Consider the following 25,967-nt stretch of genomic DNA (forward strand, 5'->3'; position numbering starts at 1 on the left):
CCTTGTGTGAACAATCCCGAGCACGCACCTGAGGCGCATGTGAACCCGCAAGACAAGTCCTCCGAGATTTCCCAGGTTTCCCGCTTTGCGGCGACACGGCCGCGCCTGCTGTCTGCGTTTGCGCTGGGCGCCGTTGCGGTCGCTGTTGTGCCAGCGCACGGGTGGCTTGCGCGCCTGTTGCTCGGCTGGGACATCGCCGTGTGGGCGTACCTCCTCCTGATCACGGTGATGATGCTGCGCGCAGACCCACACCGCATCCGCGCCGTCGCCCGCCGTGAAGACGAGCGTACCTCGGCCGTGCTGGCGGTGGTCTGCCTCGGTGTGGTGGCCAGCATGGTGGCCATTGCGTTTGAACTCGCGACAGCCAAGTCGGCGGGGCATGCGCAGACGTCGCACTACGTGTTCACCGGTATCACGGTGCTGGGCGCGTGGCTCATGGTGCCGATGATGTTCACGGTGCACTACGCGCATCTGTATTACCGTGCGCCCCACGAGCCGCCGCTGCAGTTTCCCGACGAGCAGCTTGACCCCGATTACTGGGATTTCCTCTACTTCTCCTTTACGATCGCGGTCGCCAGTCAGACGGCCGATATCGGCATTCGCTCGCGTGCAATGCGGCGAGCGGTGCTGGGGCAATCGCTGCTGTCGTTCTTCTTCAATACGAGCATCCTCGCGCTCTCCATCAACATTGCTGCCGGCCTGTTTTCATGACGATGCTGCCTCCCGAGCTTTCTCCCAGCGCACCCACTCGCTCCATCAACGCCATCAGCTACGTGCTGGTGGCGGCCATGATTGCGGCAGTGCTGTGGCTGCATCTGTTGCCGGCCGCGATTGCCGGCTTCCTCGTCTATGCGTTGGCGCGCAAGCTGGAGGCGCGCTTGCGCGAGCGCAGCAGGCTGTCGCAGCGCGCGAAGGCGACCGCGGTGATCTGCGTGTCCGTGATCGCCGCGCTCATTCTTGCAGGGCTTGGCATCGGGATCGGCCGCCTGGTGGAGCACGGGCATGGGCTCGAAGGCATGCTCACGCGCATTGCCGACGTGCTCGACAACGTGCGGGAATCGTTGCCGGCGGCGGTGGTCGCTTACGTTCCGCAGTCGGTGACTGAGCTGCGCGTCCAGCTCGTGCAGATGATCAAGGAGCACGGCCATCAGGTGTCGACCCTCGGTATCGACGGGTTGCGTGCCAGCGCACTGATGCTGGTCGGGCTGATCCTGGGGACGATGGTGGCGTGGTCGGACACGCTTGATCCCGAGCACCACAAGCCGCTGGCCGCAGCACTGGTGAACCGGCTGAGCCGGCTGACCGACGCATTCGAGGCGGTGGTCTTTGCGCAGGTGAAGATCTCCGCGCTCAACACGGCGCTCGCCGCCATCTACCTGTTGGGCGCGCTGCCGCTGTTCGGTCAGCACGTGCCGTATTCCAAATCGCTGATCCTGCTGACCTTCGTGGCGGGGCTGATTCCGGTGGCGGGCAACCTCATCTCGAACACGGCCATCGTGGTGATGAGCGTGACCGCCTCATTGGAGCTGGCGGTGGCATCGCTCATCTTTCTGGTGGTGGTGCACAAGCTGGAGTACTTCGTGAACGCGCGCATCATCGGCAGCCGCATCGATGCGCGCGCGTGGGAACTCATCCTCGCGCTGATCGTGATGGAGGCGCTGTTTGGCGTGGGCGGCGTGATTGCCGCGCCGGTGGTCTACGCCTATATGAAGCGCGAGTTGACGGACGCCGGGCTGATCGGCTGAGACGTTTCTCGCATTGATGTGCGGGGTGACCCGCCAGCGCCCCCGCGCTGACGGCATCGGCAGAAAAGAGCGCGCCCTACGGGACGAGGGGCGCGCAATAACTCGCTGACCGAGAGACGTCAGCGAGCCGAGGGTCGGTACACGGGGACGAAGCGGGCGGCGGGCGCGTGGCGTTGCCGGTGACATCCACGGCTTCGGACGTGACGAAGCAGCAGACGACCCGGTCGTCGAGCAAGGCCTGATAAAAAAGGTCTCCCATCGCGCGGCATAGCGTTCCCGTTAGCAGGATCATCATGGCTCCCCTCCCGTGTTGGCCGGTGTGCAGCATCGTGGACGCTGGTCATCGGTTCAGTTTGCGGATCGTTGTGCGTGTGAAGTTGCTCACGCAGCGGGTTCCGTCAGGCTGTCGGCACTGGCGCCTTGCGCTTGCTTCCGGCGTCGTGTTGCAGTCCATGCTGGCGAGTATAGAAAGCGTCTCCTGAGCGGCCATGCTCCGAACGGAGTAGCCCCGCGCGCGAAAATGGCTAACACGTTAGCTGCCTGCCAGGGCAAGCTGGGCAAGGGTTTGCGGGAAGAAGGCCGGTGTTTTGGTGGAAACGGCGCCGCGCGGGCTGACGCTTTTGCCCCGACAGCAAATTGTCTGGTTTGCGTTAATCGTTGTCGAATTTGCGGTAACACGCCTGCACCGTTTAGGCGCAAGATTGAGCGCTTCCTCGCCTCATCCTCGTTACCTCAAACCATCATGCAAACCACCGCAAACGGCACGGCCGCTGCATCGGCAGCCCCCGCCGCGCAGGCCGACAAGACCGGCTTTGGCGTGATCGGCGCCATCAGCTTCGCGCACTTCCTCAACGACATGATGCAGTCGTTGATCCTGGCGATCTATCCGCTGCTCAAGGGCAACTTCCACCTCGATTTCTCGCAGATCGGGCTGATCACGCTCACGTACCAGATCACGGCGTCGCTGCTGCAGCCGATGGTCGGGCTGTATACCGACAAGCATCCGAAGCCGTATTCGCTGTCGGTGGGCATGGGCTTCACGCTGGTGGGGCTGGTGCTGCTGTCGATGGCGCCCAACTTTGGCACGGTGCTGCTGGCGGCGGCGCTGGTGGGCACGGGCTCGTCGATCTTCCATCCGGAATCGTCGCGCGTGGCGCGTATGGCGTCGGGCGGCCGGCATGGGCTGGCGCAGTCGCTGTTCCAGGTGGGCGGCAATGTGGGCAGCGCGATGGGTCCGCTGCTCGCGGCAATCATCATCATGCCGTATGGGCAGCACAGCCTCGCGTGGTTCTCGATCGCGGCCCTGATCGCCATCTTCGTGCTTTATCACGTAGGCGGCTGGTACAAGCGTGAACGTGCCGCAGGCCATGGCCGCAAGGCGGGCGGCCGGGCGCATGCCGCGGTCAGGCTGCCGGGCAAGCAGGTGGCGTTTGCGATGACGCTGCTGGTCGTGCTGCTGTTCTCCAAGTACTTCTATCTGGCGAGCCTGAACAGCTATTACACGTTTTTCCTGATCACCAAGTTCCACCTGTCGGCGCAGACGTCGCAGCTGTTCCTGTTCCTCTTCCTGTTCTCGGTGGCGGTCGGCACGATCGTGGGCGGGCCGATTGGTGATCGGGTGGGCCGCAAGGTCGTGATCTGGGTGTCGATCCTGGGCGTGGCGCCGTTCACGCTGCTGCTGCCATACGCCAACCTGTTCTGGACCGCCGTGCTGACGGTGATCATCGGGCTGGTGCTGGCCTCGGCGTTCTCGGCCATCCTCGTGTATGCGCAGGAGCTGATTCCCGGCAAGGTCGGGATGGTGTCGGGCCTGTTCTTCGGATTCGCGTTCGGGCTGGGCGGCATTGGCGCCGCGGTGCTCGGCAAGCTGGCTGACGCAACCGACATCTACAACGTCTATCACCTCTGCTCGTTCCTGCCGCTCATCGGTTTGCTGACGGTGTTCCTGCCGGATATCGAGCGCAAGCGCCAGCAGGCGGCGTAACGCGCCGCATACGGCATACAGACACAGCGCGGCGGACGTCCCCTCCAGGACGCTCCGCCGCTTTGCTTTGGGCGTTACTTCTCGATGGCGTGGGTCTGGCCCGGCCACACGCCGGTCATCTCGATCTCGCGCCGGCCGGTCAGCCATTGGCCTAGCGGGCTGGGCCAGTTGAACGAGTAGTTGTCGCTGTTCACCACGCCCTGGAACTTCACGTCCACCTGGATATTGGTGGCGTTGAGCGGGATGTTCGCGACCGTTTTGGAGATGCCGCCGCTGAGCGAGAACTCGTCGCTGCGTGGGCCTTGCGGCGTGTTGTAGCGCAGCTTGATGTGCGTGACGTAGGTGCAGCCCGGCTTGTTGTTGAAGTAGATCTCGAAGCCGCCCAGGCGCGTGATCCAGTTCGGGATCAGCAGGTTGCCGTCGAACGAAGCAAACGTGTAGGCCACCGGAATGGGCGCCGGCGCCTGCTTGCCCGGCTCGAACGGCCACAGGTGCTGATCGACGCTCTTTGTCTGGTTGACCGACACGAACGACCCCTTGCCCGTCGCGCTGCCGAGCATGTCATGCACGGCACCCGCCGAGCCCGTGATCGAGAACGACGAGTTGTTGTCTTGCGAACCCACGTTCAGCCCGCTGTTGGCCAGGATCACGCTGGTCACCACGCCGAAGCCCTGCGCGATGTTGCCGCCCGAGCCCATGCTGACCGACTGTGCCTGCTCGGCCAGCCACTTGATTGTCTCGGGCCGCGTGAGCTGCGTCAGGTCGTTGATGTACGACTCCGAGGCAATGCCGAATTCCGAGGCGATCGACCCGACCGACGAGAACTCCCATTTCACTTCCACGCCCGCGTTGATCTTGGTGCCGCTTTCAGGATCGGTGGCCGAGCCATCGAGCTTGACGTTGGTCTCCGTGCGGTGGACGTTGTTGGTCGACAGCTTCCATTGATTGGGGACGGTGCGCGTGTTGACTGCCACGCCCGGCGTTTCCGGCTTGACGGGTGTGAAGTCGCCGGTGTCGGGCGACACAAAACCGACGGCGCCGGGTCTGATGGTGGGGGCGAGCGTCCAGTTGCCCCAGTAAGCCGCGCGGCCATTGCGGATGAGGTCAGTGAAGGCGCGATTCCATTGCATGGTTGCACTCCAGGTGTGAGGTTGTGCTGCGAGTCAGCGGGGTTGCGCGATGGCCTCCATCGCCGCGTGGCGACGGGCAGGGCGCGAGGGCACTGTCTCAAACGGGCTGGCGCCTGTTAATGCAGCAGAAGACCTGGGGCAGATGGCATGGGCGCAGGCACGGGCAGGCCGCTCTGCCTGAAATCACGCAAGCCGCGCGAGCCCTAGCGCCAATCCCAACCCGATCAGGATCACGCCGATCACGCGGTCCACGATGCGTTGCCGTGCCAGCAGCGAACGTCGCAACGCACCTGACGCAAACACCGCCGCCACCAACGCAAACCACACCGCGTGCGCCGCCGACATGAACACGCCATAGCCGAACTGCGCGGCCAGCGGCGTGCCCGCGTGAACAACCTGCGTGTACGTGCTGACCACGAACAACGTCGTTTTTGGATTGAGCGCATTGGTGAGAAATCCCATGCGCAGCGCGGCGAGGGTCGATAGCGTCGGCGTGCTGGTGCCGTGGGCGGTTGCCTCACCGTTGGGCAACGCCTTGGCCGACAGCGTCTTCCAGCCAATCCACACCAGGTACGCCGCGCCCACCAGCTTGATGCCCTGCAGAAGCGCCGGAGCATGCGCAATCAGCAGTCCCATTCCGAACATCGTGTAGAACACGTGCACCTGCACGCCCAGTGCAATGCCCAACGCGCAGAGCACGCCGGCGCGCCGCCCATGCAGCAGGCTGTTGCGCGTGACCATGGCAAAGTCCGCGCCCGGACTGATGACGGCCAGGATGGTGATGACGGCAACAGCAAGGAGTTCGGTCATGTCAGATGCGCAGTCGCAAAGTGAGGATGCGCCGATTCTGGATGGGTCCGTCATCGCTGAAAATCGATTTATGATGCCGTTTTTCGGTGAGAAAAACTGACAGATGGCCCTGCCTCCGCTGAACACCCTGCGTGTGTTTGAAGCTGCCGCCCGGCATGGCAGCTTCGTGCGCGCGGCGCAAGAGTTGCACGTTACGCATGGCGCTGTGAGCCGACAGATACGGCAGCTTGAGGTGTCGTTAGGGGTAGATTTGTTTGAGCGGCGCAACCGCGCGGTCTTCTTGACGCCTGCGGGCGAGCAGTTGCACGCGGCTGCCACTGATGCGTTCGCGATTCTCACAGATAGCATTGACCGTATTGCCCGTCGGGCCACATCTTCAGCGCTGGTGGTGTCCTGCGAGCCGACGCTGGCGATGCGGTGGCTGATCCCGCGGCTGTCGCGCTTTCAGGCGCGGCATCCGGCCATCCAGGTGCATCTGTTTGCGGCGGGTGGCCCCATCGATTTCGCACGCACAGGTGTGGACGTCGCACTACGCCGCGATGACTTTGCATGGCCCGCACACGTGCATGCGGCGCCCATCTGCGATGAGTGGATCGGCCCGGTGCACGCCCCGCAAGCGGATATCGCCGTGCGCCGACGGCTGCTGCACACGGCCACGCGCCCCGATGCATGGCAGGCATGGTGGCGGGCCAGCGGCATGGTGCGGCCGCGTGGTCGGTTGCCCGAGGCGCGCTACGAACATTTCTATCTGAGCTTGCAGGCAGCCCTGGCGGGGCAGGGCACGGCCATCGCATCAAAGCTGATGGCCGGTGATGACCTGAAAGATGGGCGGCTGATCGCGCCCGAAGGGTTCCGGCGTGACGGCTCGGGCTATTACCTGCTGGCCGATGCGCCTATTGCTGACGACAGCGCGGCCGGCGCGTGGCTCGCCTGGTTGCGTGAAGAGACGGCCGCCACGCTTGCGGATTAACGCACGGCGGCTTACGCCGCTGCGTGCCCGCCGCCCAGGATGCCGCGAATAGCGGCCAGATATGCCTCGCCAACGGCCCGGTTGAGCGGTCGCGCGCGCGGTGTCGCCCGCTTGCGCGGCGGCGGCGTCAGGCCCAGCGTGCGGCAGACTTCCGACGCATATGGCTGCCCGCGGCCGTCCATGCGCAACACGACTTCGTTCAGCGCCTGTTCACCCAGGCGCTCGCGCAGCCAGAGCACCGTCTGGCGGTCGTACTCGTTTTCGATGCGGATCAGGTCGTCCATGGCAAGTGCTGTATAAATTTACAGTTACTGTAAATATATACAGGTATCCACAGATTTCAAGGACGATGTTGCGGGCGCGCTGCATCACCGCGACGGGCGCCTCAGTCGACCCGGTACACGCCGTATTCGTCCACCTGCACCCGCCCATCAGTCTGCAGTTCGGCCAGGTGCTGCGAAATCGTGTGGGTTTCCGCGCTGACGACCCACAACGTCTCGTAGCCCGGGGGATACAGCAGGCGTTGCTCCACCAATTGCGCCAGTGTCTTGGGGGATTCGCGCAGCATGGTCAGCAGGCGCTGTTCGCGTTCATCGAGCTTGGCCGTATACGTCGCCAGGTCGCGCAGAAAGTGCTCGCGGTCGGTGTAGACGCCGCGATGGTGCGACGTGACCCACACCTTGGCCGGAATGTCCGGCAGGCGCGCCAAACTGCGGCGGAAATCACGCAGGCTTGAGCAGGCGTCGCCGTAGTAAGGGCCGAAGCCGGTCAGGTCTATATCGCCGATAAAAGCCACGCCTTCGGGCTCGACCAGCAGAACGGTGTGGCCGGCGGTGTGCCCCGGCATGTGAAACGCGCGGACGTGCGTATCGCCCAGGTCCCACTGCGCGCCGTCTTCATAGCCCAGCGCATCGGGGCGGGGGGCATAAAAGAACTCGCGCTGTAGTTTCTCCAGCATGGCCGGGGCGGTTGCCTCGTCCAGGCCGTACGTGGTGACCATGCCGTCCCAACTGCGGGCGGCGGCCAGATCGGCTTCATGCACGTACACCGTCGCGCGGGGCAGCCGGTGCAGACCCGCCATGTGGTCTTCATGCACGTGGCCCATCACCACCAGCTCGGTCGCGTCGAATTCGGGGCCGATGTGGTTGGAGACGAGCGGTGTGTCGAACGCGGCCAGCGTGTCGGAGCCGCGGATGACGACCTGGTTGCCGTCGGGATATTTCCCGCTTTTCTCGCCAAAGAACACCGACACGCGGCCGAAGTCGGCGCGCGCCGTCGTTGCGTGGGGCAGGGTCGCCATCTCGCTTGCTCCGTGTGGCTCGGCCGGTGTCAGACCGTCATGCCGCCATCAACGACGATGCACTCGCCGTTGGTGTAGCTCGCTGCATCCGACACGAGGTAAAGCACCGTGCCGGCCATCTCGCGCGGCTCGGCGTGGCGGCGCATCGGGATCTCGCTGATCCACCGGTCATACGTGGCCTTGTCTTCAAACAGGGCCCCCGCGAACTTGGTCTTCGTCAGGCCCGGCAGCAGCGCGTTGACGCGAATGCCGAACGGCCCGCATTCCTTGGCGAAGGCGCGCGTCATGTGGGCCACGGCGGCCTTGGTGATGGAGTAGATGCCCTGTTTGTCGCCCGGGTGCAGTGCGTTGACCGACGCGGTATTGACGATCGCGCCGCCGCCCTGCGCCTTCATCATCTTGCCCGCTTCGACCGACATGAAGAAGTAGCCCCGGATGTTCACCTCCACGGTCTTCTCATAGGCCGCCAGATCCGTGTCGAGGATGTGGCCGAAGTGCGGGTTGGCCGCCGCGTTGTTGATGAGGATGTCGAGCCGGCCGTGCTTGCGGCGGATGGTGTCGAACGCCGCCGCAATGTCTTCCATGCGGCCGACGTGGCAGGCAAGGGCTTCTGCTTTGCCGCCGGCTTCGCGGATGCGTTCTGCCACGACTTCGCAGTCGGCCAGCTTGCGGCTCGACACGATCACGTGCGCGCCTTGTTCTGCAAGCAGCTTGGCAATCTCTTCGCCAATGCCGCGGCTGGCGCCGGTGACCAGGGCGATCTTTCCGGTCAGGTCGAACAGGTTCGTGCTCATGGTGTGCTCCTCCAATGGTTGTGTGTTGTGGGCGTTCGCCTGGGCGATCAGCCGTATGTCTGGAATGCGCGTCGCGCCGGGTCGTCCAGATGCGGTACGCCGTTGAAGGTGGCCAACTGGAACGATTCGGCGTTGAAGAAATACTGCGAGACGCTGCTGTTGCGGATCTGCAGGTTCAGCGCAATGGCGCTGGTGGGCGGTGCGGCCAGCACCTGCTGCGTGGTCACCGCAATGGGGCCGCCGGAACTGATCGCCAGCACACGCTGCCCGCCGCCGGCCTGGATGGCCGCGCGCGCATCGGCCACGCGCTGCTGGAAGGCGGCCCAGGTCTCTGGCAGCGGCCCGCGAATCTTGTCGTCCGACCACAGATGCAGCACCTGCTTGAGCGCCCGGTAGTGATCGCGCATCGAGCCCGACGCCAACTCTGTCAGCTCCGGAAAATCTTCGCCGAGCGCGGCAAACAGCCCCTGGAAGTCGTATTCGTTCAGCCCGGCGTGCTGCTCATACGCTGTGCCCGACATGCCCATGCCACGCAGGATGCCGCCGACGGTCTGCTCATGGCGGCGCAATGTGCCGCAGATGACGCGATCAAAAACGATGTCCTGCCGCGCGAAATATTCGCCGAGCCAGACGCTCTGCTGCTCGCCGCGTTCGGAGAGCCGGTCGTAATCTGCCGCGCCAAACGAGGCTTGTCCGTGCCGTACGAGATAAAGCTCCGCCATCGTCTGCTCGCCAAATCAAAGGGGGATCAGATTAGCGGGGTGTGCATTATTTGTGAAATTTATTCTTTGAATGACCGGTAATGCATGCAATGAATAGTTGGGCCGGTGCTTGATCGCGCTTCCCGCCGCCACTGCATGACTCGTCTGCCAGGACAAGCTGCGGGTGACACCCGTGCGCCTCGCGCAACATCGCTGCCCCCGCAAGCACCGATCTTGTGTGTAATGGCCGTTTTGCCACTCCGCTACAAAGGTCCCGTATGAAACCATCCCGCCTTGCCGTTGCTGCGCTGCTGCTGTGTGCCTCAGGTTTGTCCTCCGCTGCCGATGCCAATCCCAAGGTGCTGTCCGCCGCAGAGGGTTACCGTGGCGACGCACTGCACCTGCTTGAGCGCTTGGTGAATATCGATTCGGGAACGGGCAACGAGGCGGGGCTCAGCCAGATGGGCAGCATCGTCACCGATGAACTGCGCAAGGCCGGCGCCCAGGTGGAAACGGTGCCCGCCGCGCCGGCAGTGGGCAACAACATCCTCGCTACCTGGAAGGGCACTGGGAAGACGCGCATTCTGCTGATGGCCCACATGGACACAGTCTTCAAAGACGGCACGGCTCGCGCCAAGCCGTTCACCATCAAGGACAAGCGCGCCTACGGCCCCGGCGTGATGGACGACAAGGGCGGCGTGGTGGCGGGCTTGTACGCGATGAAGATTCTGCAGCAGCTCGACTTCAGGCAGTACGGGCAAGTCACGCTGCTGCTCAACACCAACGAGGAAACCGGCTCAAAGGGCACGCGCGCGTTGATCGAGCGCGAGGCCAAACAGCATGACGTGACGCTCAACCTGGAGCCTGGCCGGCCCGCTGATGGGCTGGTCGTGTGGCGCAAGGGCAGCGGCACGGCGGAGATCGACATCAAAGGCAAGGCCGCGCACGCCGGTGTGGCACCCGAGTCGGGTCGCAACGCCGCCAACGAATTGGCGCACCAGGTGTTGCAGCTCGGCAAGCTGGGCGACAGCGCCAAGCAGACGACCTTCAACGTGACCGTGCTCAAGGCGGGCGACGCAACCAACGTCATTCCCGACCATGCAACGGCCTATGCAGACGTGCGCGTGGCCGTGCCGGAGGAGTTCGACCGCGTGGAACGCGACATGACGCGCGTGTCGGCCAACAAGCTGATCGCCGATACGGAAGTGAAGGCCTCGCTGGTGCGCGGCTTCCCCCCGATGCCGCGCAATGCCGCGTCGGACCAGCTTGCCGCCAAGGCGCAAGCCATCTACGGTGAGATCGGGCGCAAGCTGACGCTTGAAGGCAGCGGCGGCGCGGCCGATTCCAGCCTGTCGGCCGGTGTCGGCACGCCCACGCTCGATGGCTTCGGCATCGTTGGCGGCGGCATCCACACGCCGGAGGAATACGCAGAAGTAGAGAGCGTCGTGCCGCGCCTCTATCTGCTGTCGCGCATGATCATGGAGCTTGCCGCGAGCAAGTAAGCTCCACGCCGGCGGTACGCAACAAAGGGCGGGTGACAGAGCGGTGCTGTCACCCGTTTTGTTTTGCTGGCAGTGCCAGTGCTGGGCGCGGAGTTGGGGCGGCGTCTGCGCATGTGCGCGCGGCAGCGCAAGGCCACACTAGATGTAAACGACCACATCCCGCGCCCCGCCTTGCCCGGCCGATGTGCTATCGTCGCCGCCACGAAAAATTAACAAATTCCGGGTATGCACGACGTCGTCATCAGCGGCACGGGCCTGTGGGTCGCGCCCGAGGTCATCACCAACGAGGAACTGGTCGCCTCCTACAACGCTTACGCGCAGCTCTACAACGCGCAGCACGCCACGGCGATTGCCGCAGGCGATCTGACGGCGCTGGCGGAGTCGTCGGCGGAGTTCATCGAGAAGGCTTCGGGTATTCGCCAGCGCTACGTGATCGACAAGGCCGGCGTGCTGGACCCGACGCGTATGCGCCCGCATCTGACGCGGCGCCCCGATGATGCGCTGTCGCTGCAAGCCGAGATTGGCGTGGCGGCCGCGCGCGATGCATTGGCCGCTGCCGGCCGCGATGCTGCCGACGTCGACATGTTGCTGTGCGCGACGTCCAACTTCCAGCGTCCGTATCCGGCACTGGGCGTGGAGATTCAGAACGGCATTGGCGCGGGCGGCTACGCGTTCGACATGAACGTCGCGTGCTCGTCAGCCACATTCGGGCTGGAACAGGCCATCAATGCCGTGCGCAGCGGCACGGCGCGCGCCGCGCTGGTGGTGAGCCCGGAAATCACCTCCGGCCACCTCGATTGGAAAGACCGCGACTGCCACTTCATCTTCGGTGACGTGTGCACCGCCGTGTTGGTCGAACGGGCAGAAGACACACGCTCCGCCGATGCCTGGCGTGTGCTCGGCACCAAATGCGCGACGAGCTTTTCCAACAACATCCGCAACAACGCCGGCTATCTCTCGCGCAGCGAAGACCGCAACCCGGAGGACCGCGATCAGCTCTTCCGCCAGGAAGGCCGCAAGGTCTTCAAGGAAGTCTGCCCGATGGCCGCCGAACACATTGCCGCCCATCTGCAGCAACTGGGCCATGTCCCGGCCGACGTGCGCCGCTTCTGGCTGCATCAAGCCAACCTGGCGATGAATCAGCTGATCGGCAAGCGCCTGCTTGGGCACGATGCGTCGGCGGACGAGGCGCCGGTCATCCTGGATGAGTTTGCCAACACCGCATCAGCGGGTTCCATCATCGCGTTCCACCGTCATCGTGCCGACCTGAAGTCCGGCGACCTGGGCATGATCTGCTCGTTTGGTGCGGGCTATTCGATCGGCAGCGTGGCGGTACAGAAGCAGTAATCGACTGGCGTCGACATCAACCGGCGGGCGACACTCAGGTTTGACCGGGTAGCGTCGCCCCGAAAAAATCCAGCGCCCGGCGCACGGCCTGGGCATGCACCGCATCACGATCCACGCCGGGGTTGTCGTTGCACAGCAGCGGCACATGGGCGGCACCGCCGGGCAGGCAGGTATCCATGAACGTGTAATGCGACGCGCCTGGCACCAGCAGCAGATCCGCCTTGGGCAGCAGTTTGGCGACACGGCGCACGTTGGTGTCGATGGGCACGGTGGTATCCGCATCTCCGGCCATCAGGGAAACCGGGATGGTGATGTTGCCGAGCGACGTGGCATCCATCGCCATGCCGACTGCAGGCGCCATCGCAAAGACAGCCTTGATGCGTGCATCACGGTAGGACGCACCGGAGCGGGCGAGCGACGCTTCCGTTTGCGGTGTCCTTGTGGTGTCAGCTGCTGGGTTGATCTGCGCACGGGCCATCTCCGGCGGATGGCAAATCGCATCGGCCTGCGGCGAGCCGCAGAACGCCATGAATGCCGGGACATCCGTGCGCGCGCCGGCCAGCTCCAGCACCGTATACCCGCCCAACGAAAAGCCCACTGCGCCGATGCGCGTGCGGTCGACATGCGCGCCCAATACGGGATCGGCGAGAACGCCATCCAGTACTTCACTCACATCGGTGGCGCGCTCCCACCACAGCATGAAGCCGTCGTGCGTGAGCGGTTCCAGCGCCGTGTTGCCCGGGTGGTTCACGCCCGCGACGATGTAGCCGTTCGCTGCCAGCGCAGCGGCCATCCAATCGAGGCTTCCGGCCGTGCCGCCAGTGCCGTGTGAAAGCACCAGCAGCGGATATTGCGCATGCGTTGACGCGACCGGCGCTTCGCCCGCAGAGGGTTGCATGCGGAATGGCGACCGGCCTAGTGCATCGATGTTGTGCGAAACCTCCGGCACAGAAACGTCCGCCGGATACCAGACGTTGGTGATGAGCGCGTGCGTGAGCGCCCCGCGCCAGTGGCGTTCAGCCTGAGGGTGGAACGCGCGGGTGGTTTCGCCCACGTGATAAGGCGTAGCGGACGCGTCTGCCGAACCGGCATAAGCTGCGCCCATGACGAAGGCCGCCAGTGCGGCGGCAAGGCAACGATGCAGCATCTTTACTCCTTGCGGATGGGGATCATCAGATCGGTCACGCAGGCGCGCGGCGGATGGTGCCGCCCTGGGCTGCGATACAACTCAAGCGCCGGCCGGTCGTCCGGATCGAAGCCGTAGCTTGGGAGGCAGCCGCCGTAGAGCGCCTGCATGGTGGGCGCGATCAGCGCGTAAGGGCCGATCAGCCGGTGGCAAGCGTAGAGGCCGCCTTCGATGCGCATCGGCAGCAAGCGGCCGGTCATGGCGCGCGGCGCATCGAGGATGACGCCCGCGAAGTACTCGAACGAGCCGGGCGTTTCCGGATCGCCATAGCAGACGCCAATGCGGTCGGGCGCATCCGCCGATTCCATATCGATGCCGAGCAGTTGCCGCAGCATGACGAACGTCTGACGGATGGTTGCGACGGGGCCGTCGTGGCGCAGGCAGAGTGCGTGCAGAGGCGGCTGCTCGATCAGTTCGATGGGCGGCAGGTCTGCGGTATCTGCGCTGCGCACATTCAACGCCTGCTGCCGGCTCTGGAACGCGCGCGGGCTTACGCCGGTGAATTCGCGAAAGGCACGGGCGAATGCCTGCGGGCTGCCATAGCCGACATTCAGGGCGACATCGGTGACGGAATCTTCTGCGCCGCTCAAACGCCGCGCGGCCTGCGCCAGCCGCATGCGCTGGACGGTTTCGAACACGCCTTCACCAGTGAGCGCCCGGTAGATGCGATGAAAGTGAAACGGCGACAGGTGCGCCACCGCCGCCAGGCTCTGCACCGTGTGCGGGGCTGCTGGGTCGGCCAGGATCGCTTCGATCACGTGGGCGATGCGGCGGTGGTAGTCGTGTTCAGTGCGCGGCTTCATGCGGCAAAGCATAGTCGCCCGGCACGCTTCGCGCGGTGCAGCGATTGCGCAAATGTGCGCGTATGGCTATCGCGCGGCCGTGGCCCGCAGGGCGGATGCGAACGTGCGCAGCGCCTTCTTCGCCACAGGATCGGTCAAGCGGGAATGCAGCACCACGCTGCGCGATGGGAGCCGAGGCAGGCCGAGCGCTTCGCCCATGTCCACCGTGCCCGGTGGCGCAACGCGGCGGCTGAGCGCCGCCACGGCCAACCCCGCTGCCACGGCTGCCCCGATGGTGGCCACGCCGCCGCCCACAAACACCTCCTGCCAGGCAATGCCCGCAGCTTCCAGCGTGGCGACTGCCATCTGCCGTATGCGGCACGTGTCAGCTTGATTCGCCAGGCGAATGGGCTCGCCGGCACGGTGCTCGAAGTCGGGCGCGGCCAGCCAGCCGAACGGTTCTTCCATGAGGACGTCGCCGTCGGTGCGGCGGTTGTCGTGGCGCAGCACGATGGCCGCATCCAACGCGCCGCTCTCGAAAATCTCGAGGATCTCCCACGAACTGGCGATACGGATCTCCAGCGTCAACGCGGGTTCGGCCAGGCCCATCTGGCGCAGCAGGCGTGGCAGCTCGGCCCCAACAATGTGATGGCTGATCCCGACCGACAGCCGTCGCCGTTCCAGGCCAAACGCGCCGATCGCGCCGTCGTGCGCGGCCACCAGCTCGCGCGCCGCTGCCAGAAAGGCTGCGCCATCCTGCGACAGCCGCACGAGGCGCGGCGTGCGTTCCAGAAGCCGGCGGCCGAGTGCATCTTCCAGCCGTTTGATCTTCAGGCTCACGGCGGATTGCGTGGAGTCCATGGCCTCCGCCGCGCGCGTGAAGCTCTTTAGATCGGCGGTCAGCACGAAGGCCTGGACGGCCTCCAGATCCAGCATCTTCATGGCTCAGTCATTTTGAAATCGAATGATTGAAATATCTTAGGATGCCTTTTTTCAATGATCAACGTGAGGCATGCTGTGGTCACTGCAAACCACGGAGCCCACCATGCCTCTCGTTCAAGTGTCGCTGCGGCGCGGCAAGCCTGCCGCTTATCACCAGGCCATTTTCGATGGCGTCTATCGCGCCATGCGCGAGACGTTCAACGTGCCCGAAGACGATCGCTTCATGACGCTCACCGAGCACGACGCGAGCACCTTCAGCGTCAGTCCGACCTACTTCGGCATCGCGCGCAGCGACGACGTTGTGATCATCCAGGTCACTGCCAACAACACGCGCAACCTGGAGCAGAAGCAGGCGCTCTATCGCCGCATCGTCGAGCTGCTGGGCGACAAGCCCGGCATACGGCCCGAAGATGTGTTCATCAATCTGGTGGAGGTGCTGCCCGAGAACTGGTCGTTCGGCAACGGACTCGCGCAGTACGCGCAATGACGCCGCGCCAGGCGCTTCTGGCGCACCTGGGCGGCGTGTTGTGGGCGGCAGTGTTGATCGTTGGCGCAGCGGTCACGTTGGCGGCCGTCACGCGCGACGTATTGCAGAGGCTCAGTCCTTGAGCGAATTGCCGAGCATGTCGAGCAGGAACTGCGTGCCGCGCTCACGCGATCCGGAATCGTCGTAGCCATCCAGGAAGGCGCCCTGCTCGGTCATCACGAGGTGCGTGCCGCCCGAACCGTCCTTCGGCTCACGCAATTCCAGCGTGGCCAGCGAGGCGGAAATCTTGCGGTCGTCGAGGTGCATCACGTACGAATAGACGACGCGCTCGTTGGGGATGACGTCGTGATACAGCGCTTCAAAGCTGGACACGACACCGCTGTCCCACCGGCCCTTGACGACTTCGCGGCCGCCGGGCGTGGCGTCCATCTCACGCACGAGCAGCGTGTAGCCGTTGCCGCCGGCAAACCACTTGGCCTTGGCGGCAGGGTCGGTCAGCGCCTTGAATACGCGTGAGCGTGGTGCGTCGTATGTGCGCTCCACCGTAAAAGTCGCATGCACGACCGAACGCTGAATGCCCTCGGCCAGCGGGATGCTTGCGGCTTCGCGCTCGAGCTTGTCGAGCGTCTGCTTCCAGCCTTCGGGCGCGCCCTTGATCATCATTTCGGCAATCGGGGCGAGCGGCGTGTGGGTTTGCGTGACTTCCATGCGTGTGCCACCGCATTCCTCAGCAAAGGTGACGACGGTGTGGGCGTTCATCAGCGGGCGGTTGTCGCCGTCCACGACGTTCATGTCGATCACCAGGCGCGCGTTGGGCACGATCTCAAGAAAGTGGCCGCGCGACCAGTGGTCTTGCCCCTCGGGCGAGCGCATGCATACGTCGAACTTGCCGCCCACGCGAAACTCCACCGTCGCGTCGGGCACCGTGAAGTGCGTCGGGCAGAACCAGCGCTTGATGTGGTCGGCGGTGCTCCAGGCCTTGAAGACCCAGTCGCGGGATACGGGGAAGGTGCGCGAGATCACGAGGGGGCGCAGGGTCGTGCCGGCGGGGCTGTCAATGGTCGTCGTCATGTACGTCTCCTTGGGTTTTGAGGGTGTCCAGATAGGCGCCGAGGCGGTCGAAGTGCTGTTCCCACTCCAGGCGCCGCTGGTTGATCCACTGCTCTGCGAGGCTCAGCGCCTCGGGTTCGATACGGCAAGTACGCACGCGGCCCACCTTTTCCGATCGCACGAGACCGGAGTTCTCCAGCACTGAGAGGTGCTGCATCACGGCAGGCAACGAGATATCGAGGGGTTGGGCGAGTTCGCTCACAGACGCAGGCCCGCGCACAAGCTGCACCAGCATTGCGCGCCGGTTGCCGTCTGCCAGCGCCTGGAAGGCGAGATCGAGGGAGGTGTCATTGTTAAGCATGTGGTTAACTATAGCGACCCTGAATAGTTAAGCAAGTACTTTATCTTTGCGTCGTTGACACGTCGGTTGACAGGCCGATTTAGTTCGCATACAAAGTAAAAATTTCGTATGCGAACTAAATCGGCGCAATGAACAGCACACCCCAAACCATTCCCGCCACCGACGGCTACCCGCTGGGCGCCATGCTCTGGACGGCCGCTGGCACGCCGCAGGGCGTGGTGGTCATGCATCCGGCCACGGGCGTGCCGCAACGCATCTATCAAGCCTTTGCCAAGTTCCTGGCGGAACGCGGGTTTCATGCCATCACGTATGACTACCGCGGCATCGGTGCATCCCGACCGAAGAGCCTGCGCCGCTTTGCTGCCCGCATGCGCGATTGGGCGCTGCTCGACGCCGAAGGCGTGATGCGATGGGCAAGGGCACGTTACCCGGCGCTGTCGCAACTGGCAGTCGGGCATTCGGTGGGCGGCCACGCCATCGGCCTGTGCTGTGCAGACTGGGATGTCGCGGGCGTTGTTCAGGTGGCCTGCCACACGGGCAACTCGCGCTTCATCCGCCAACGCGGCGAACGCTGGCGCGTGGAGCTGATCCTGCGCGGCGTTGGGCCACTGATGGCGCGGCTGATTGGCTACGTACCCGGCAAGCGCCTGGGTCTGGGCGAAGACCTGCCCGGCGGTGTCGCCATCGAATGGGGCGCATGGGCCGGCATGCAGCGCTACTTCTTCGATGACCCGACGCTCGGCGCCATCGAGCGCTTCAACCGCGTGACGCATCCCGTGCTCGTCTACGGTTTTGACGACGACCCGTGGGCCACGCCCGCCGCCATCAACGCGTTGACGATGCACTTCACGAACACGTGGGTCGAGCGCCGGCAGATTGCGCCCGCGCAGGCCGGCGGCGCGGTGGGGCACATGGGCTTCTTCCGCGCGCAGTTTGCTGCCACGCTGTGGCCAGGTCTGGTGGATTGGCTGAGCGAGCGCGCTGCAGCCACGCGCCCTGAAGCGGTGGCTGCATGACCGCACCAGACCGTCGCCTCGTTTATCTGATCAGCGTAGGGCAACGCCGCTTGCAGCGCTGGATTCAAACGCGCACCGCCGAGGGCGTGACCGCAGCGCAATCCGGCCTGCTGTTCTTCCTGGAGAAGAACGACGGCGCGTTGATGCGCGAAGCCGGCGCCGCGTTGGACCTCGGCCCCTCCGCCATGAGTGGCTTGGTCGATCGCACCGCCGACGCCGGCCTGATCGAGCGCCGCGCCGATGCCAAGGATGGCCGCGCGTGGCAGCTCTGGATTACGCCCGCCGGCCGTGAAGCCTTGGCACAAACACGCACCGGCCTGGCCGAACTGAACGCGCGGCTGACCGAAGGTTTTACCGACGCCGAGATCGACGTCGTCGCACGCTGGCTCGCCAGCCTGCAAAGCAAATTCCCCACCGGAGACGAGCAATGACTGAACACATCCAGAGCCGCACCGCCGATGGCGTGCTGACGCTCACCCTGGCACGCGCTGACAAGAAGAACGCCATGACCGATGCGATGTATGGCGCGCTGGCCGATGCGCTGGACGCCGCCGAGTGCGACAAGACCGTGCGCGTGGTGCTGCTGCGCGCTGAAGGCGACATGTTCTCCGCCGGCAACGACATCGGCGAATTCGCATCGATTGCCATGTCGGGCGGCAAGGGCGATGGCGAGCGCAACGTCATCCGCTTCCTGCATGCACTGGCGCGCGCCACGCGCCCGCTGGTGGCAGCTGTGCAGGGCCGCGCGGTCGGCATCGGCACAACCATGCTGCTCCATTGCGACTTCGTGCTCTTGGCGGACAACGCGCAGCTTTCCACGCCGTTCGTCAATCTGGCGCTGGTGCCTGAGGCGGCGTCGAGCCTGCTGATGCCCGCGCGCCTGGGCCATGTGCGCGCGTTCGAGATGTTCGCGCTGGGCGATGCGGTGAGCGCGGAATCGGCACTCGCATGGGGCTTGGCGAATCGGGTGGTGCCGTTGTATCAGCTCGGCACGGAGGCGGAGGCCATTGCGGCGCGGTTGGCGCGCCAGCCGCTGGGCGCCCTGACCGAAACCAAGCGCCTGATGCGCGATGCCGAACTGCTCAAGCAGCAGATGGATGTCGAGAGCGCCTGCTTTGCGCAGCGCTTGAAATCTCCGGAGGCGCATGAAGCCTTCCGGGCGTTTGTCGATCGACGGCCGCCCAATTTCAACGCCGTGGCGCACTGAGCGCGGCGGTGTCTCCTTCGGCGGCCCTGGTCCGGCCGCCTTTTTTCATTCAAACCGCCAATCGCCCCTGCGTGGCCGCCACGGAAATCGTCGCTTCCATACCGGCGGTAAAGCGTAGGTAATCGGCTTCCATGCCGTCGGAAAAGATCACACCGTTCTCAGGCATGCGCGAGCGCAGCTTGAGCGGTTGATCCGCATCCACATGCCCGAACACGAGCGTGGCCTGCGATGCACGGCTCGGAAACGGCTCGCGCACGGCGAACGTCAGTTGCGGAGCGTCCCACGGTTCGGGCGCGTAGTGGAAGTCATCGCCGCCCGCATGCATGGCGCGCGCGACACCCATCGAGCCGGTCACGATGCTCTTCAGCCACGCGGTCGAACCCAACCCCGTGGCGACGATGATCCCCGACGACGATTGCGCTTCGCGCCGGTCGCCTACCTCGATTTCGTACAGCGCAGACGCATGCGTGCGTGGCCCGATGAAGAGATCGTTGACGGCACGCAGCACCTGCCCGTCGGACAGACGTGCTTCGGCCATCGTCACGGCCTTGGTGGGGCGCTTGTCGCGTGCCACGTCGGTCAGCACGGTGCCGAGGTCTTTCGGCTCAAAGGGCAGTAGCACGCCGTCCCAGCGGCCGGGCTCGGGGTTCAGGCCGATCAGCGGCTGGCCGTCGAGATACTTCATCGAGTTGGCGACCAGCCCGTCTTGGCCGAGTGCCACCACGATGTCGTCCGGCGCAAAGATGAAGTTGGGCAGGTAGCCGCGGTCCACCACCTGGTAGCGGCCCCACGTTTCCAGCGCGCGCACCGTGATCTCCAGGCTGCGCGCGTAGGCGGCGTTCTCGGCCAGGTAGTCGGAAAAATCGGCGCCCAGGTGTTCGAGATAGAACTTCGCCTGCGCCAGCGTGTGGTGGCGCGCCACCAGCTCTTCAAGCCGGGTGCGGCGCGTCACCAGCACGACCTTGCGGCCATCGGTGCTCATGATGCAGCCCTGCCTGTGGTGCCGATTGTGCCGGTGGAGGCGTTCATCAGCCCTTGCAGCAGTTCTGGCGATACGTTGAGCTGGCCGATGCGTTCGGCACGTTCGGCAATGCCGCCAAAGGCCTGTGCGATGAGCTGACCAGGCTGCATGCCGGCCGCAGCAAGCACGTTGACGATGCGCGGGTCGGCCTTTTCCAGCGCCTGCATGACGGCGGCCACGCGATAGGCCTCGGCTTCGGCCAGCGTGCGGCTGTTCTCGGCTTGGCCGGCCACGAAGGCCTTGCGCTGACCTTCGAGTTCCACATCGGCGGCCATCTGCTCGTTGCGCAGGGCATTCTCCTTGCGCATCAAGGTGGCCTTGGCTTCCATCTGCGTCTCGCGAATCTGGCGCTTCTTCTGCTCGACGGCGATGTCGGTGTCCAGCTCGTTCTGGCGGATGGCGCGTTCGTTTTCCACGGCCGACATGCGGCGCAAATAGACGGCGTCGTCCGCGGCCTTGAGGTTGGACTCGCGTGCCTCGGCTTCCAGCGCGCGGGCGATGTCGGGCGTCGGCTTGACCGCCATGACCGACACGCCCAGGATCTCCAGCCCCAACGCTGCAATTTCAGGCTGTGCAGCCAGTTCAGCTTGTGCGGTGCGCGCGATGGCCGCCGATGCGCGCAGCGCCGCCTTCAGTTCCATCGCCTGCACGGCCTGCTGCACGATCACCTCCACTTGCTGCGCCACGCGGTCGCCCAAACGCTTCGGGTCTTCCGAGACATAGCTCTGGCCATTCTTGGCGAGCGAGAAATCCATCATCGCGGCGGTGCGGCGCGGGTCGCTGATGCGGTACGTCACCTGGCCCTGCACGGTCACGCTCTGGAAATCGGCCGTCACCAGCTCAAGGATGAACGGGCGGTCCTGGCTGGCCACCGGCACGGCCACCAGCGTGGTCGTCGGGCCGTAATAGAAGAACGACAGGCCCGAGCCTTCGCGCACAACCTTGCCGGCACGGAACTGCATGAGGTGAACGGTGGGCTGCGACTTGATGAAACGGATGCCAAACACGATGACCCCCTTTTTGTTGTGAGTTGCACAGTACAACTTGTATGGGTTGGACAATACAACTTACTATTGAGGCCGTCAAGAAATTTGTGACCCGCCATGGCCACCCGATCTTCCGTCAAGACCTTTCCGCTACCGTTCACCACTGTGGATGTCGTCATCTTCACAGTACTGGATGATGTATTGCGCGTGCTGCTCGTTCAGCGGCCCAATGCCGAAGGGGAGCCCTTTCCCGGCGCATGGGCGCTACCCGGCGGATATGTCGATACGGCCGTCGATGCCACGCTGGAAGACTGCGCGCGCCGCAAGCTGCTGGAGAAAACCGGCGTGGGCAGCCCGTATTTGGAGCAGTTGGGCAGTTGGGGCGGGGCCGCGCGCGACCCGCGCGGCTGGTCGGCCACGCATGTCTACTTTGCGTTGATACCTGCGCAGGGCGTCGTGCTTGCCAAGGGCGCCAATGCGGCCGACGTGGCGTGGTATGCGGTGGCCGACGTACTGCGCGCACCTGAACTGGCCTTCGACCAGGCGGCAATCCTGCGCACTGCCGTCGAGCGTTTGCGCAGCAAGGTCGAATACACATCGTTGCCGGCGTTTTTGCTGGCCGAGCCGTTCTCGCTACCGCAGTTGCAGCGCATGTACGAAATCGTGCTCGGCCGCCCGGTCGATAAAAGCGGCTTCCGCACCCGAATGCTGTCGGCCAATTTTCTGGAAGAGGCGGGCGTGGCAGAAGGCGATTCGTATCGCCCCGCCAAGGGCTACCGCCTGATTGACCGCAGCGCGCCGGTTGTCTTTCCGCGCACCTTCAGCCCGCGCGCGGGGGATTCAAATACCTGAGCGGGGTAACGGGTGCCGTGACAGAGGGGGGGGCAGCGCACCAGGCTAAGGTTGTTCGTCGTCTTCCAAAGAAAATCGCTGCGCCGCGCGCGTGCCGTTGCGCACGGTCTCGTCAACCACTCCGCGGTGCACGAGCTTGTGTCCGCGGTCGGGCGCTACCATTGGCTGTCCGTGGCTGCGGCGGCTGTCGATGCCGGCAATCGGCGCTTCCGGATCAGGCTCGGGCCTGGTGTTGGCCAGCGACGCGTTGGAATAGATGACGTTGTCTTGCCACAGCGATGAGTCTTTGACCGCCGCCTGGCTTTTGCCGTCCGTGTCGATCGTGCTGCCGGAGGCTTCGGTGCCGGCGGCGTCTACAGAGCGGATGCGCTGTGATGCCTGCTGCACGGGGTCGGCCGGGCTGGGGCCTTGAACATAGGTGGTGCCTGCCTTGCCGGCTTCTTGCAGCGGCGGGCGGGCAGAACGGAACTTGTCGGAGGGCATGACGTGCTCCTGAGTGGGGCTCCTGAGTGAGAGCAGATGGCAAACCTGCCGCAACCGTCATGCCAGCGCAGCGTCTATGCGCGCTTGCGGGTGGCCCGTTTGCCTGCCTCCTGCAGGAACGCCACCGCACGCGGTTCCGTTGCGTACGCGCTATTGATGCGCACCCATGGCGATACCTCCAGGTTCGGGCGGAAGTAATGCCCGGGCGCCAACGTCACGCCGTGCTTTTCGGCGGTGGCCGCCAGATCGCGCGAGTCCTCAACATGCGGCACACGTGCCCACAGGAAGTTGCCGCCCGAGGGATGGTGAAACACTTCCCAGCCCGAATCGGCCAGCACATCGAGCGACGCGATGACGGAGTCACCCGCGCGCTGGCGCAGCCGCTCCACATATTTGCGATAGGCGCCGCGCTCCAGCAACGTGCTCACCACGGCCTCGGCAAAACGCGAGCCGCCCACGCTGGTGAGCATCTTCACGTTGGTCAGGTCATGCACCAGCTCGCGCTTGGCAATCAGGTAGCCCACCGGCAGCGATGCCGACACCGTCTTCGAAAATCCGCCCACGTAGATCACCTGGTCGAGCTGGTCCAGCGTTGCCAGCCGCGCGGTGGGGTCGGCCTGCAGGTCGGCAAAGATGTCGTCTTCCAGAAACGTGAAGCCGTGGCGCCGCGCCAGCTCAAGCAGCCGAAACGCGACCGGTGGCGACACGACCGAGCCGGTCGGGTTCTGCAGCACGCTGTTGATGAAGAACAGCTTGGGCCGGTGTTCGCGCAGCATCGCTTCTGTGACTTCCACGTCGGGCCCATCGCTCCTGCGCGGAATGCCGACCAGCTTCACACCATGCAAACGCAGTAGGCCGAACACGGTGTAGTAGCCCGGGTCTTCCACAAACACCGTGTCGCCGGGTTTGAGCAGGTGCCGCATCACAAGGTCGATCGCCTGGCTCGTGCCGGCGGTGATCAACACATTGGGCAGTTCCGCCTGGATACCAAGCTGGCGTGCTCGCATCATGACCTGATGGCGCAGCGCCATGTTGCCAAGCGGCGAGGAGTAGTCGATCACCGCGTGTGTATCGGTGCGAGACACCTGGCGGATGGCCTGCGTCAGGCCGTCGACATCGCGCCAGTCGGCCGGAACAAAGCCGCCGCCGAGCTTGAGCATGCCGTCGGGGTAACTGAACTGCTCGAAGATGTGTTTGGACTCAGCCTCTGCGCGGCGCGGGTCTGACCAGCCGCGCCCGTCGCGGCCGGTCAGGTTGCTCTCGGCCACATAGAAGCCGGAGCCGTGGCGCGAGTCCAGCAGGCCCAGGGAGACCAATCGATCATATGCCTCGATCACGGGGAAGCGGCTGATGCCGTAGTCGGCCGCCAGTTGCCGGATCGACGGCAGCTTGGCGCCGGGGCGCACGTCGTTGTCTCGGATCCATGCCTGCACGCCGGCCACGATCTGGTCGGCAATCGGTACGCGGGTGGTGGCATCGATGAGAAGTTTCATGGCGTGAAGGCTGATCTGGAAGCTTCTGAACAGATGCGAGCAACTGTTCAGTACTGTTCAGGCATTGTAGCCAAACACGCCGGAACGCGATGGTGCGGATCGCCACGCGGCGGGCCGCATTCTCCGCGGGACGATGCGCCGGGCTGGCTCCGTGAAAAAGGGGAACTGGCCCTTTCTTTCGCGCGTTTTGAGGCCGCATTCGGAAGCCCACCGAATACAAGCGACTGCGGCGATACTGGCGCCTTACGCCCGGCGCATACAAATCGGGCGAAGGCCATGCACCTTCAAAGGAGAGGAGACAAATGCGTACGTCGTTCAAGCGTCGTGGAGCCGTCATCGGGCGGCTGTTGCGCCTGGCCATTGCGGTTGTGGTGTTGGTGGCCGCTTACGTGGCGTTCAACACGTGGCGGCACAGCTCGCGCCAGCTCGATGTGCCCGCTGTCACGCCGGTCGCAGTGGACGGGCCGGCCGCTGCGGCGCACCTGGCCGAAGCCGTACGCGCACGCACCGTATCGAGCGCGGCCGATGCGCAACTGAACGCCGATCAGTTCCGCCAGTTGCACGCCATGCTCGAGGCGCGCTATCCCAAGGCACATGCCGTGCTGCAGCGTGAGCAAGTGGGCGACTTTGCGTTGCTCTACACCTGGAAGGGCTCCGACCCGTCGCTAAAGCCCGTCATGCTGATGGCGCACCAAGACGTCGTGCCCATCGCCCCCGGCACCGAAGGCGACTGGACCCAGCCGCCCTTTGACGGCGTGGTGAAAGACGGCATGGTCTGGGGCCGTGGCGCGTGGGACGACAAGGGCAACCTGATCTCGCAGATGGAGGCCATCGAGTTGCTGGCCGCGAGTGGTTTCAAACCGCGCCGCACCATCCACCTGGCCTTTGGCGCCGATGAGGAAGTGGGCGGCGAGCGCGGTGCCAAGCAGATCGCCGCGCTGCTCAAGTCGCGCGGTGAGCGTCTCGACTTCGTGATCGACGAAGGCCTGTTGATTACCGAAGGCGTGCTGCCGGGGCTCACCAAACCAGCGGCGCTGATCGGCGTGGCAGAGAAGGGCTTTCTCTCAGTGCAACTCAAGGTCGGGGCCACGCCGGGGCATTCGTCGATGCCGCCGCCGCACGGGCAGAGCGCCATCGCCATGATGAGCGCCACGCTCAAGCGGCTGGATGACGATCAATTGCCCGCCGGCATTCGCGGTGTTGCACAGGAGATGTTTGCAACGCTAGCGCCAGAGATGCAGGGTTTCAGCCGCGTGGCGCTGTCCAACCTGTGGCTGTTCGGGCCGCTGGTGCAGAAGCAGCTGGAAGCGTCGGCCAGTTCCAACGCCATGCTGCGCACCACCACTGCGCTGACCATCGTGCAGGCCGGCAACAAGGACAACGTGCTGCCCGGCCGCGCCGAGGCGACGGTCAACTTCCGTCTGCTACCCGGCGACACCATCGCCTCCGTTACCGCGCACGTCGAAGATGCCGCCAAGGCGGCCGCGCCCAACGGCAAGTTCGAACTGAGCCGGCTGCCCGGTTCGAGCGAGGCCTCGCCGGTGTCGCCCACGCAATCGGCGTCGTATCAGTTGATCAACAAGACGGTGCGCGAGCTGTTTCCGGGCACGGTCGTGGCGCCCGGGCTGATGATCGGGGCGACCGATTCGCGCCACATGATCGAGATTGCCGACCATGTCTATCGGTTCTCGCCGGTGCGCGCCAAGCCGGAAGACTTGCCGCGCTTTCACGGCACCAACGAGCGGATCACCGAGGCCAACCTGGTGGAGCTGATCCGGTTCTACCACCGGTTGGTGCAGCAGGCAGCCGGGGCTTGAT

The 25,967-nt window shown here is 64.8% G+C and carries 28 protein-coding genes; 13 read left to right on the forward strand and 15 right to left on the reverse strand.

Translation table 11 applies throughout. From position 1 onward, the window contains the following. Positions 1-39: 39 nt before the first annotated feature. From DOD19_RS19230 to DOD19_RS19245, 3 genes are all read left to right on the forward strand, one after another. The gene (locus tag DOD19_RS19230) at positions 40-711 is read left to right on the forward strand and encodes a DUF1345 domain-containing protein (RefSeq protein WP_024977631.1); all 672 of its coding nucleotides are present in this window, start codon (positions 40-42) and stop codon (positions 709-711) included. After that, the gene (locus tag DOD19_RS19235) at positions 708-1,745 is read left to right on the forward strand and encodes an AI-2E family transporter (RefSeq protein ID WP_024977632.1); all 1,038 of its coding nucleotides are present in this window, start codon (positions 708-710) and stop codon (positions 1,743-1,745) included. The genes DOD19_RS19230 and DOD19_RS19235 overlap by 4 nt, the downstream gene beginning before the upstream one ends. A 742-nt stretch (positions 1,746-2,487) precedes the next feature. Beyond that, entirely contained in the window at positions 2,488-3,729 is a 1,242-nt protein-coding gene (locus DOD19_RS19245) for an MFS transporter (protein WP_112187362.1), read from the forward strand. Positions 3,730-3,803: 74 nt separating this feature from the next. On the opposite strand, the gene DOD19_RS19250 is transcribed toward DOD19_RS19245, so the two are convergent. Both DOD19_RS19250 and DOD19_RS19255 read right to left on the reverse strand, forming a co-directional pair. Next, positions 3,804-4,859, reverse strand: a complete 1,056-nt coding sequence (locus DOD19_RS19250; protein WP_112187364.1) for a hypothetical protein — start codon at positions 4,857-4,859, stop codon at positions 3,804-3,806. A 183-nt stretch (positions 4,860-5,042) separates the two neighbouring features. After that, complete coding sequence (locus DOD19_RS19255; RefSeq protein WP_112187367.1) at positions 5,043-5,669, reverse strand: LysE family transporter; 627 nt, start codon at positions 5,667-5,669, stop codon at positions 5,043-5,045. A gap of 103 nt (positions 5,670-5,772) precedes the next feature. On the opposite strand from DOD19_RS19255, the gene DOD19_RS19260 reads away from it, so the two are divergent. Then, positions 5,773-6,639, forward strand: coding sequence for a LysR family transcriptional regulator (locus DOD19_RS19260; protein WP_112187369.1), 867 nt, complete (start codon positions 5,773-5,775; stop codon positions 6,637-6,639). 11 nt (positions 6,640-6,650) lie between these two features. Here the strand turns inward: DOD19_RS19260 and DOD19_RS19265 are convergent, their stop codons facing one another. The 4 genes from DOD19_RS19265 to DOD19_RS19280 form a co-directional block, all read right to left on the reverse strand. Further along, complete coding sequence (locus tag DOD19_RS19265) at positions 6,651-6,923, reverse strand: hypothetical protein (protein WP_024977637.1); 273 nt, start codon at positions 6,921-6,923, stop codon at positions 6,651-6,653. 101 nt (positions 6,924-7,024) lie between these two features. Then, positions 7,025-7,939, reverse strand: coding sequence for an MBL fold metallo-hydrolase (locus tag DOD19_RS19270; protein WP_112187370.1), 915 nt, complete (start codon positions 7,937-7,939; stop codon positions 7,025-7,027). Positions 7,940-7,968: 29 nt separating this feature from the next. Beyond that, a complete protein-coding gene (locus tag DOD19_RS19275; RefSeq protein ID WP_024977639.1) occupies positions 7,969-8,733 on the reverse strand; it encodes an SDR family oxidoreductase in 765 nt (254 codons plus the stop codon). 47 nt (positions 8,734-8,780) lie between these two features. Next, positions 8,781-9,455, reverse strand: coding sequence for a histidine phosphatase family protein (locus DOD19_RS19280; RefSeq protein WP_112187372.1), 675 nt, complete (start codon positions 9,453-9,455; stop codon positions 8,781-8,783). Positions 9,456-9,712: 257 nt separating this feature from the next. Here DOD19_RS19280 and DOD19_RS19285 point away from each other — a divergent pair, with 257 nt between their 5' ends. Both DOD19_RS19285 and DOD19_RS19290 read left to right on the forward strand, forming a co-directional pair. Continuing rightward, a complete protein-coding gene (locus DOD19_RS19285) occupies positions 9,713-10,936 on the forward strand; it encodes a M20/M25/M40 family metallo-hydrolase (protein WP_112187374.1) in 1,224 nt (407 codons plus the stop codon). Between the two features lie 225 nt (positions 10,937-11,161). Further along, positions 11,162-12,283 carry a beta-ketoacyl-ACP synthase III gene (locus DOD19_RS19290; protein ID WP_112187376.1) on the forward strand — a complete coding sequence of 374 codons (1,122 nt, stop codon included), beginning with the start codon at positions 11,162-11,164 and terminating at the stop codon, positions 12,281-12,283. Positions 12,284-12,317: 34 nt separating this feature from the next. On the opposite strand, the gene DOD19_RS19295 is transcribed toward DOD19_RS19290, so the two are convergent. The 3 genes from DOD19_RS19295 to DOD19_RS19305 all read right to left on the reverse strand — a co-directional run bounded on the left by DOD19_RS19295 (position 12,318) and on the right by DOD19_RS19305 (position 15,193). Further along, positions 12,318-13,430 carry an alpha/beta hydrolase gene (locus tag DOD19_RS19295; RefSeq protein ID WP_112187378.1) on the reverse strand — a complete coding sequence of 371 codons (1,113 nt, stop codon included), beginning with the start codon at positions 13,428-13,430 and terminating at the stop codon, positions 12,318-12,320. 2 nt (positions 13,431-13,432) lie between these two features. Further along, on the reverse strand, positions 13,433-14,272 hold the full coding sequence (locus DOD19_RS19300; RefSeq protein WP_112187380.1) for a GyrI-like domain-containing protein: 840 nt from the start codon (positions 14,270-14,272) through the stop codon (positions 13,433-13,435). A gap of 66 nt (positions 14,273-14,338) precedes the next feature. Beyond that, entirely contained in the window at positions 14,339-15,193 is an 855-nt protein-coding gene (locus DOD19_RS19305) for a LysR substrate-binding domain-containing protein (protein ID WP_024977645.1), read from the reverse strand. A gap of 103 nt (positions 15,194-15,296) precedes the next feature. On the opposite strand from DOD19_RS19305, the gene DOD19_RS19310 reads away from it, so the two are divergent. Together DOD19_RS19310 and DOD19_RS28190 are read left to right on the forward strand one after the other, a co-directional pair. Further along, positions 15,297-15,680: a tautomerase family protein gene (locus tag DOD19_RS19310; RefSeq protein WP_112187561.1), complete on the forward strand. Its 384-nt coding sequence runs from the start codon at positions 15,297-15,299 to the stop codon at positions 15,678-15,680. Next, positions 15,677-15,802, forward strand: a complete 126-nt coding sequence (locus tag DOD19_RS28190) for a hypothetical protein (protein ID WP_275426890.1) — start codon at positions 15,677-15,679, stop codon at positions 15,800-15,802. Before DOD19_RS19310 ends, DOD19_RS28190 begins: the two co-directional genes overlap by 4 nt. Here the strand turns inward: DOD19_RS28190 and DOD19_RS19315 are convergent. Next, the gene (locus DOD19_RS19315) at positions 15,792-16,751 is read right to left on the reverse strand and encodes an SRPBCC family protein (RefSeq protein ID WP_024977647.1); all 960 of its coding nucleotides are present in this window, start codon (positions 16,749-16,751) and stop codon (positions 15,792-15,794) included. The genes DOD19_RS28190 and DOD19_RS19315 overlap by 11 nt on opposite strands. Further along, positions 16,735-17,091 (reverse strand): metalloregulator ArsR/SmtB family transcription factor, encoded by a 357-nt coding sequence (locus tag DOD19_RS19320; protein ID WP_024977648.1) that lies wholly within the window; start codon positions 17,089-17,091, stop codon positions 16,735-16,737. Before DOD19_RS19320 ends, DOD19_RS19315 begins: the two co-directional genes overlap by 17 nt. Positions 17,092-17,219: 128 nt before the next feature. On the opposite strand from DOD19_RS19320, the gene DOD19_RS19325 reads away from it, so the two are divergent. From DOD19_RS19325 to DOD19_RS19335, 3 genes are read left to right on the forward strand one after another with little or no spacing between them, the layout of a single operon-like run. Then, entirely contained in the window at positions 17,220-18,107 is an 888-nt protein-coding gene (locus DOD19_RS19325) for an alpha/beta hydrolase (RefSeq protein WP_112187382.1), read from the forward strand. Next, positions 18,104-18,538: a MarR family winged helix-turn-helix transcriptional regulator gene (locus tag DOD19_RS19330; protein ID WP_112187384.1), complete on the forward strand. Its 435-nt coding sequence runs from the start codon at positions 18,104-18,106 to the stop codon at positions 18,536-18,538. The genes DOD19_RS19325 and DOD19_RS19330 overlap by 4 nt, the downstream gene beginning before the upstream one ends. Beyond that, positions 18,535-19,314, forward strand: coding sequence for an enoyl-CoA hydratase-related protein (locus DOD19_RS19335; RefSeq protein WP_112187386.1), 780 nt, complete (start codon positions 18,535-18,537; stop codon positions 19,312-19,314). Before DOD19_RS19330 ends, DOD19_RS19335 begins: the two co-directional genes overlap by 4 nt. 49 nt (positions 19,315-19,363) lie before the next feature. Here DOD19_RS19335 and DOD19_RS19340 read toward each other — a convergent pair whose 3' ends face one another. After that, positions 19,364-20,296 (reverse strand): sugar kinase, encoded by a 933-nt coding sequence (locus tag DOD19_RS19340; protein WP_024977652.1) that lies wholly within the window; start codon positions 20,294-20,296, stop codon positions 19,364-19,366. Then, positions 20,293-21,342: an SPFH domain-containing protein gene (locus DOD19_RS19345; protein ID WP_024977653.1), complete on the reverse strand. Its 1,050-nt coding sequence runs from the start codon at positions 21,340-21,342 to the stop codon at positions 20,293-20,295. Before DOD19_RS19345 ends, DOD19_RS19340 begins: the two co-directional genes overlap by 4 nt. 96 nt (positions 21,343-21,438) lie before the next feature. On the opposite strand from DOD19_RS19345, the gene DOD19_RS19350 reads away from it, so the two are divergent. Further along, complete coding sequence (locus DOD19_RS19350) at positions 21,439-22,173, forward strand: NUDIX domain-containing protein (protein WP_112187388.1); 735 nt, start codon at positions 21,439-21,441, stop codon at positions 22,171-22,173. Between the two features lie 45 nt (positions 22,174-22,218). Here the strand turns inward: DOD19_RS19350 and DOD19_RS19355 are convergent, their stop codons facing one another. Together DOD19_RS19355 and DOD19_RS19360 are read right to left on the reverse strand one after the other, a co-directional pair. Next, a complete protein-coding gene (locus DOD19_RS19355) occupies positions 22,219-22,656 on the reverse strand; it encodes a DUF3005 domain-containing protein (RefSeq protein ID WP_112187390.1) in 438 nt (145 codons plus the stop codon). Positions 22,657-22,730: 74 nt separating this feature from the next. Further along, positions 22,731-24,149: a PLP-dependent aminotransferase family protein gene (locus tag DOD19_RS19360; protein WP_112187392.1), complete on the reverse strand. Its 1,419-nt coding sequence runs from the start codon at positions 24,147-24,149 to the stop codon at positions 22,731-22,733. A gap of 302 nt (positions 24,150-24,451) precedes the next feature. On the opposite strand from DOD19_RS19360, the gene DOD19_RS19365 reads away from it, so the two are divergent. Then, positions 24,452-25,966, forward strand: coding sequence for a M20 family peptidase (locus DOD19_RS19365; protein WP_112187394.1), 1,515 nt, complete (start codon positions 24,452-24,454; stop codon positions 25,964-25,966). The last annotated feature ends 1 nt before the right edge of the window (position 25,967 follow it).

The sequence above is a fragment of the Ralstonia sp. GX3-BWBA genome, assembly GCF_003290055.1.
Taxonomy (GTDB): domain Bacteria; phylum Pseudomonadota; class Gammaproteobacteria; order Burkholderiales; family Burkholderiaceae; genus Ralstonia; species Ralstonia holmesii.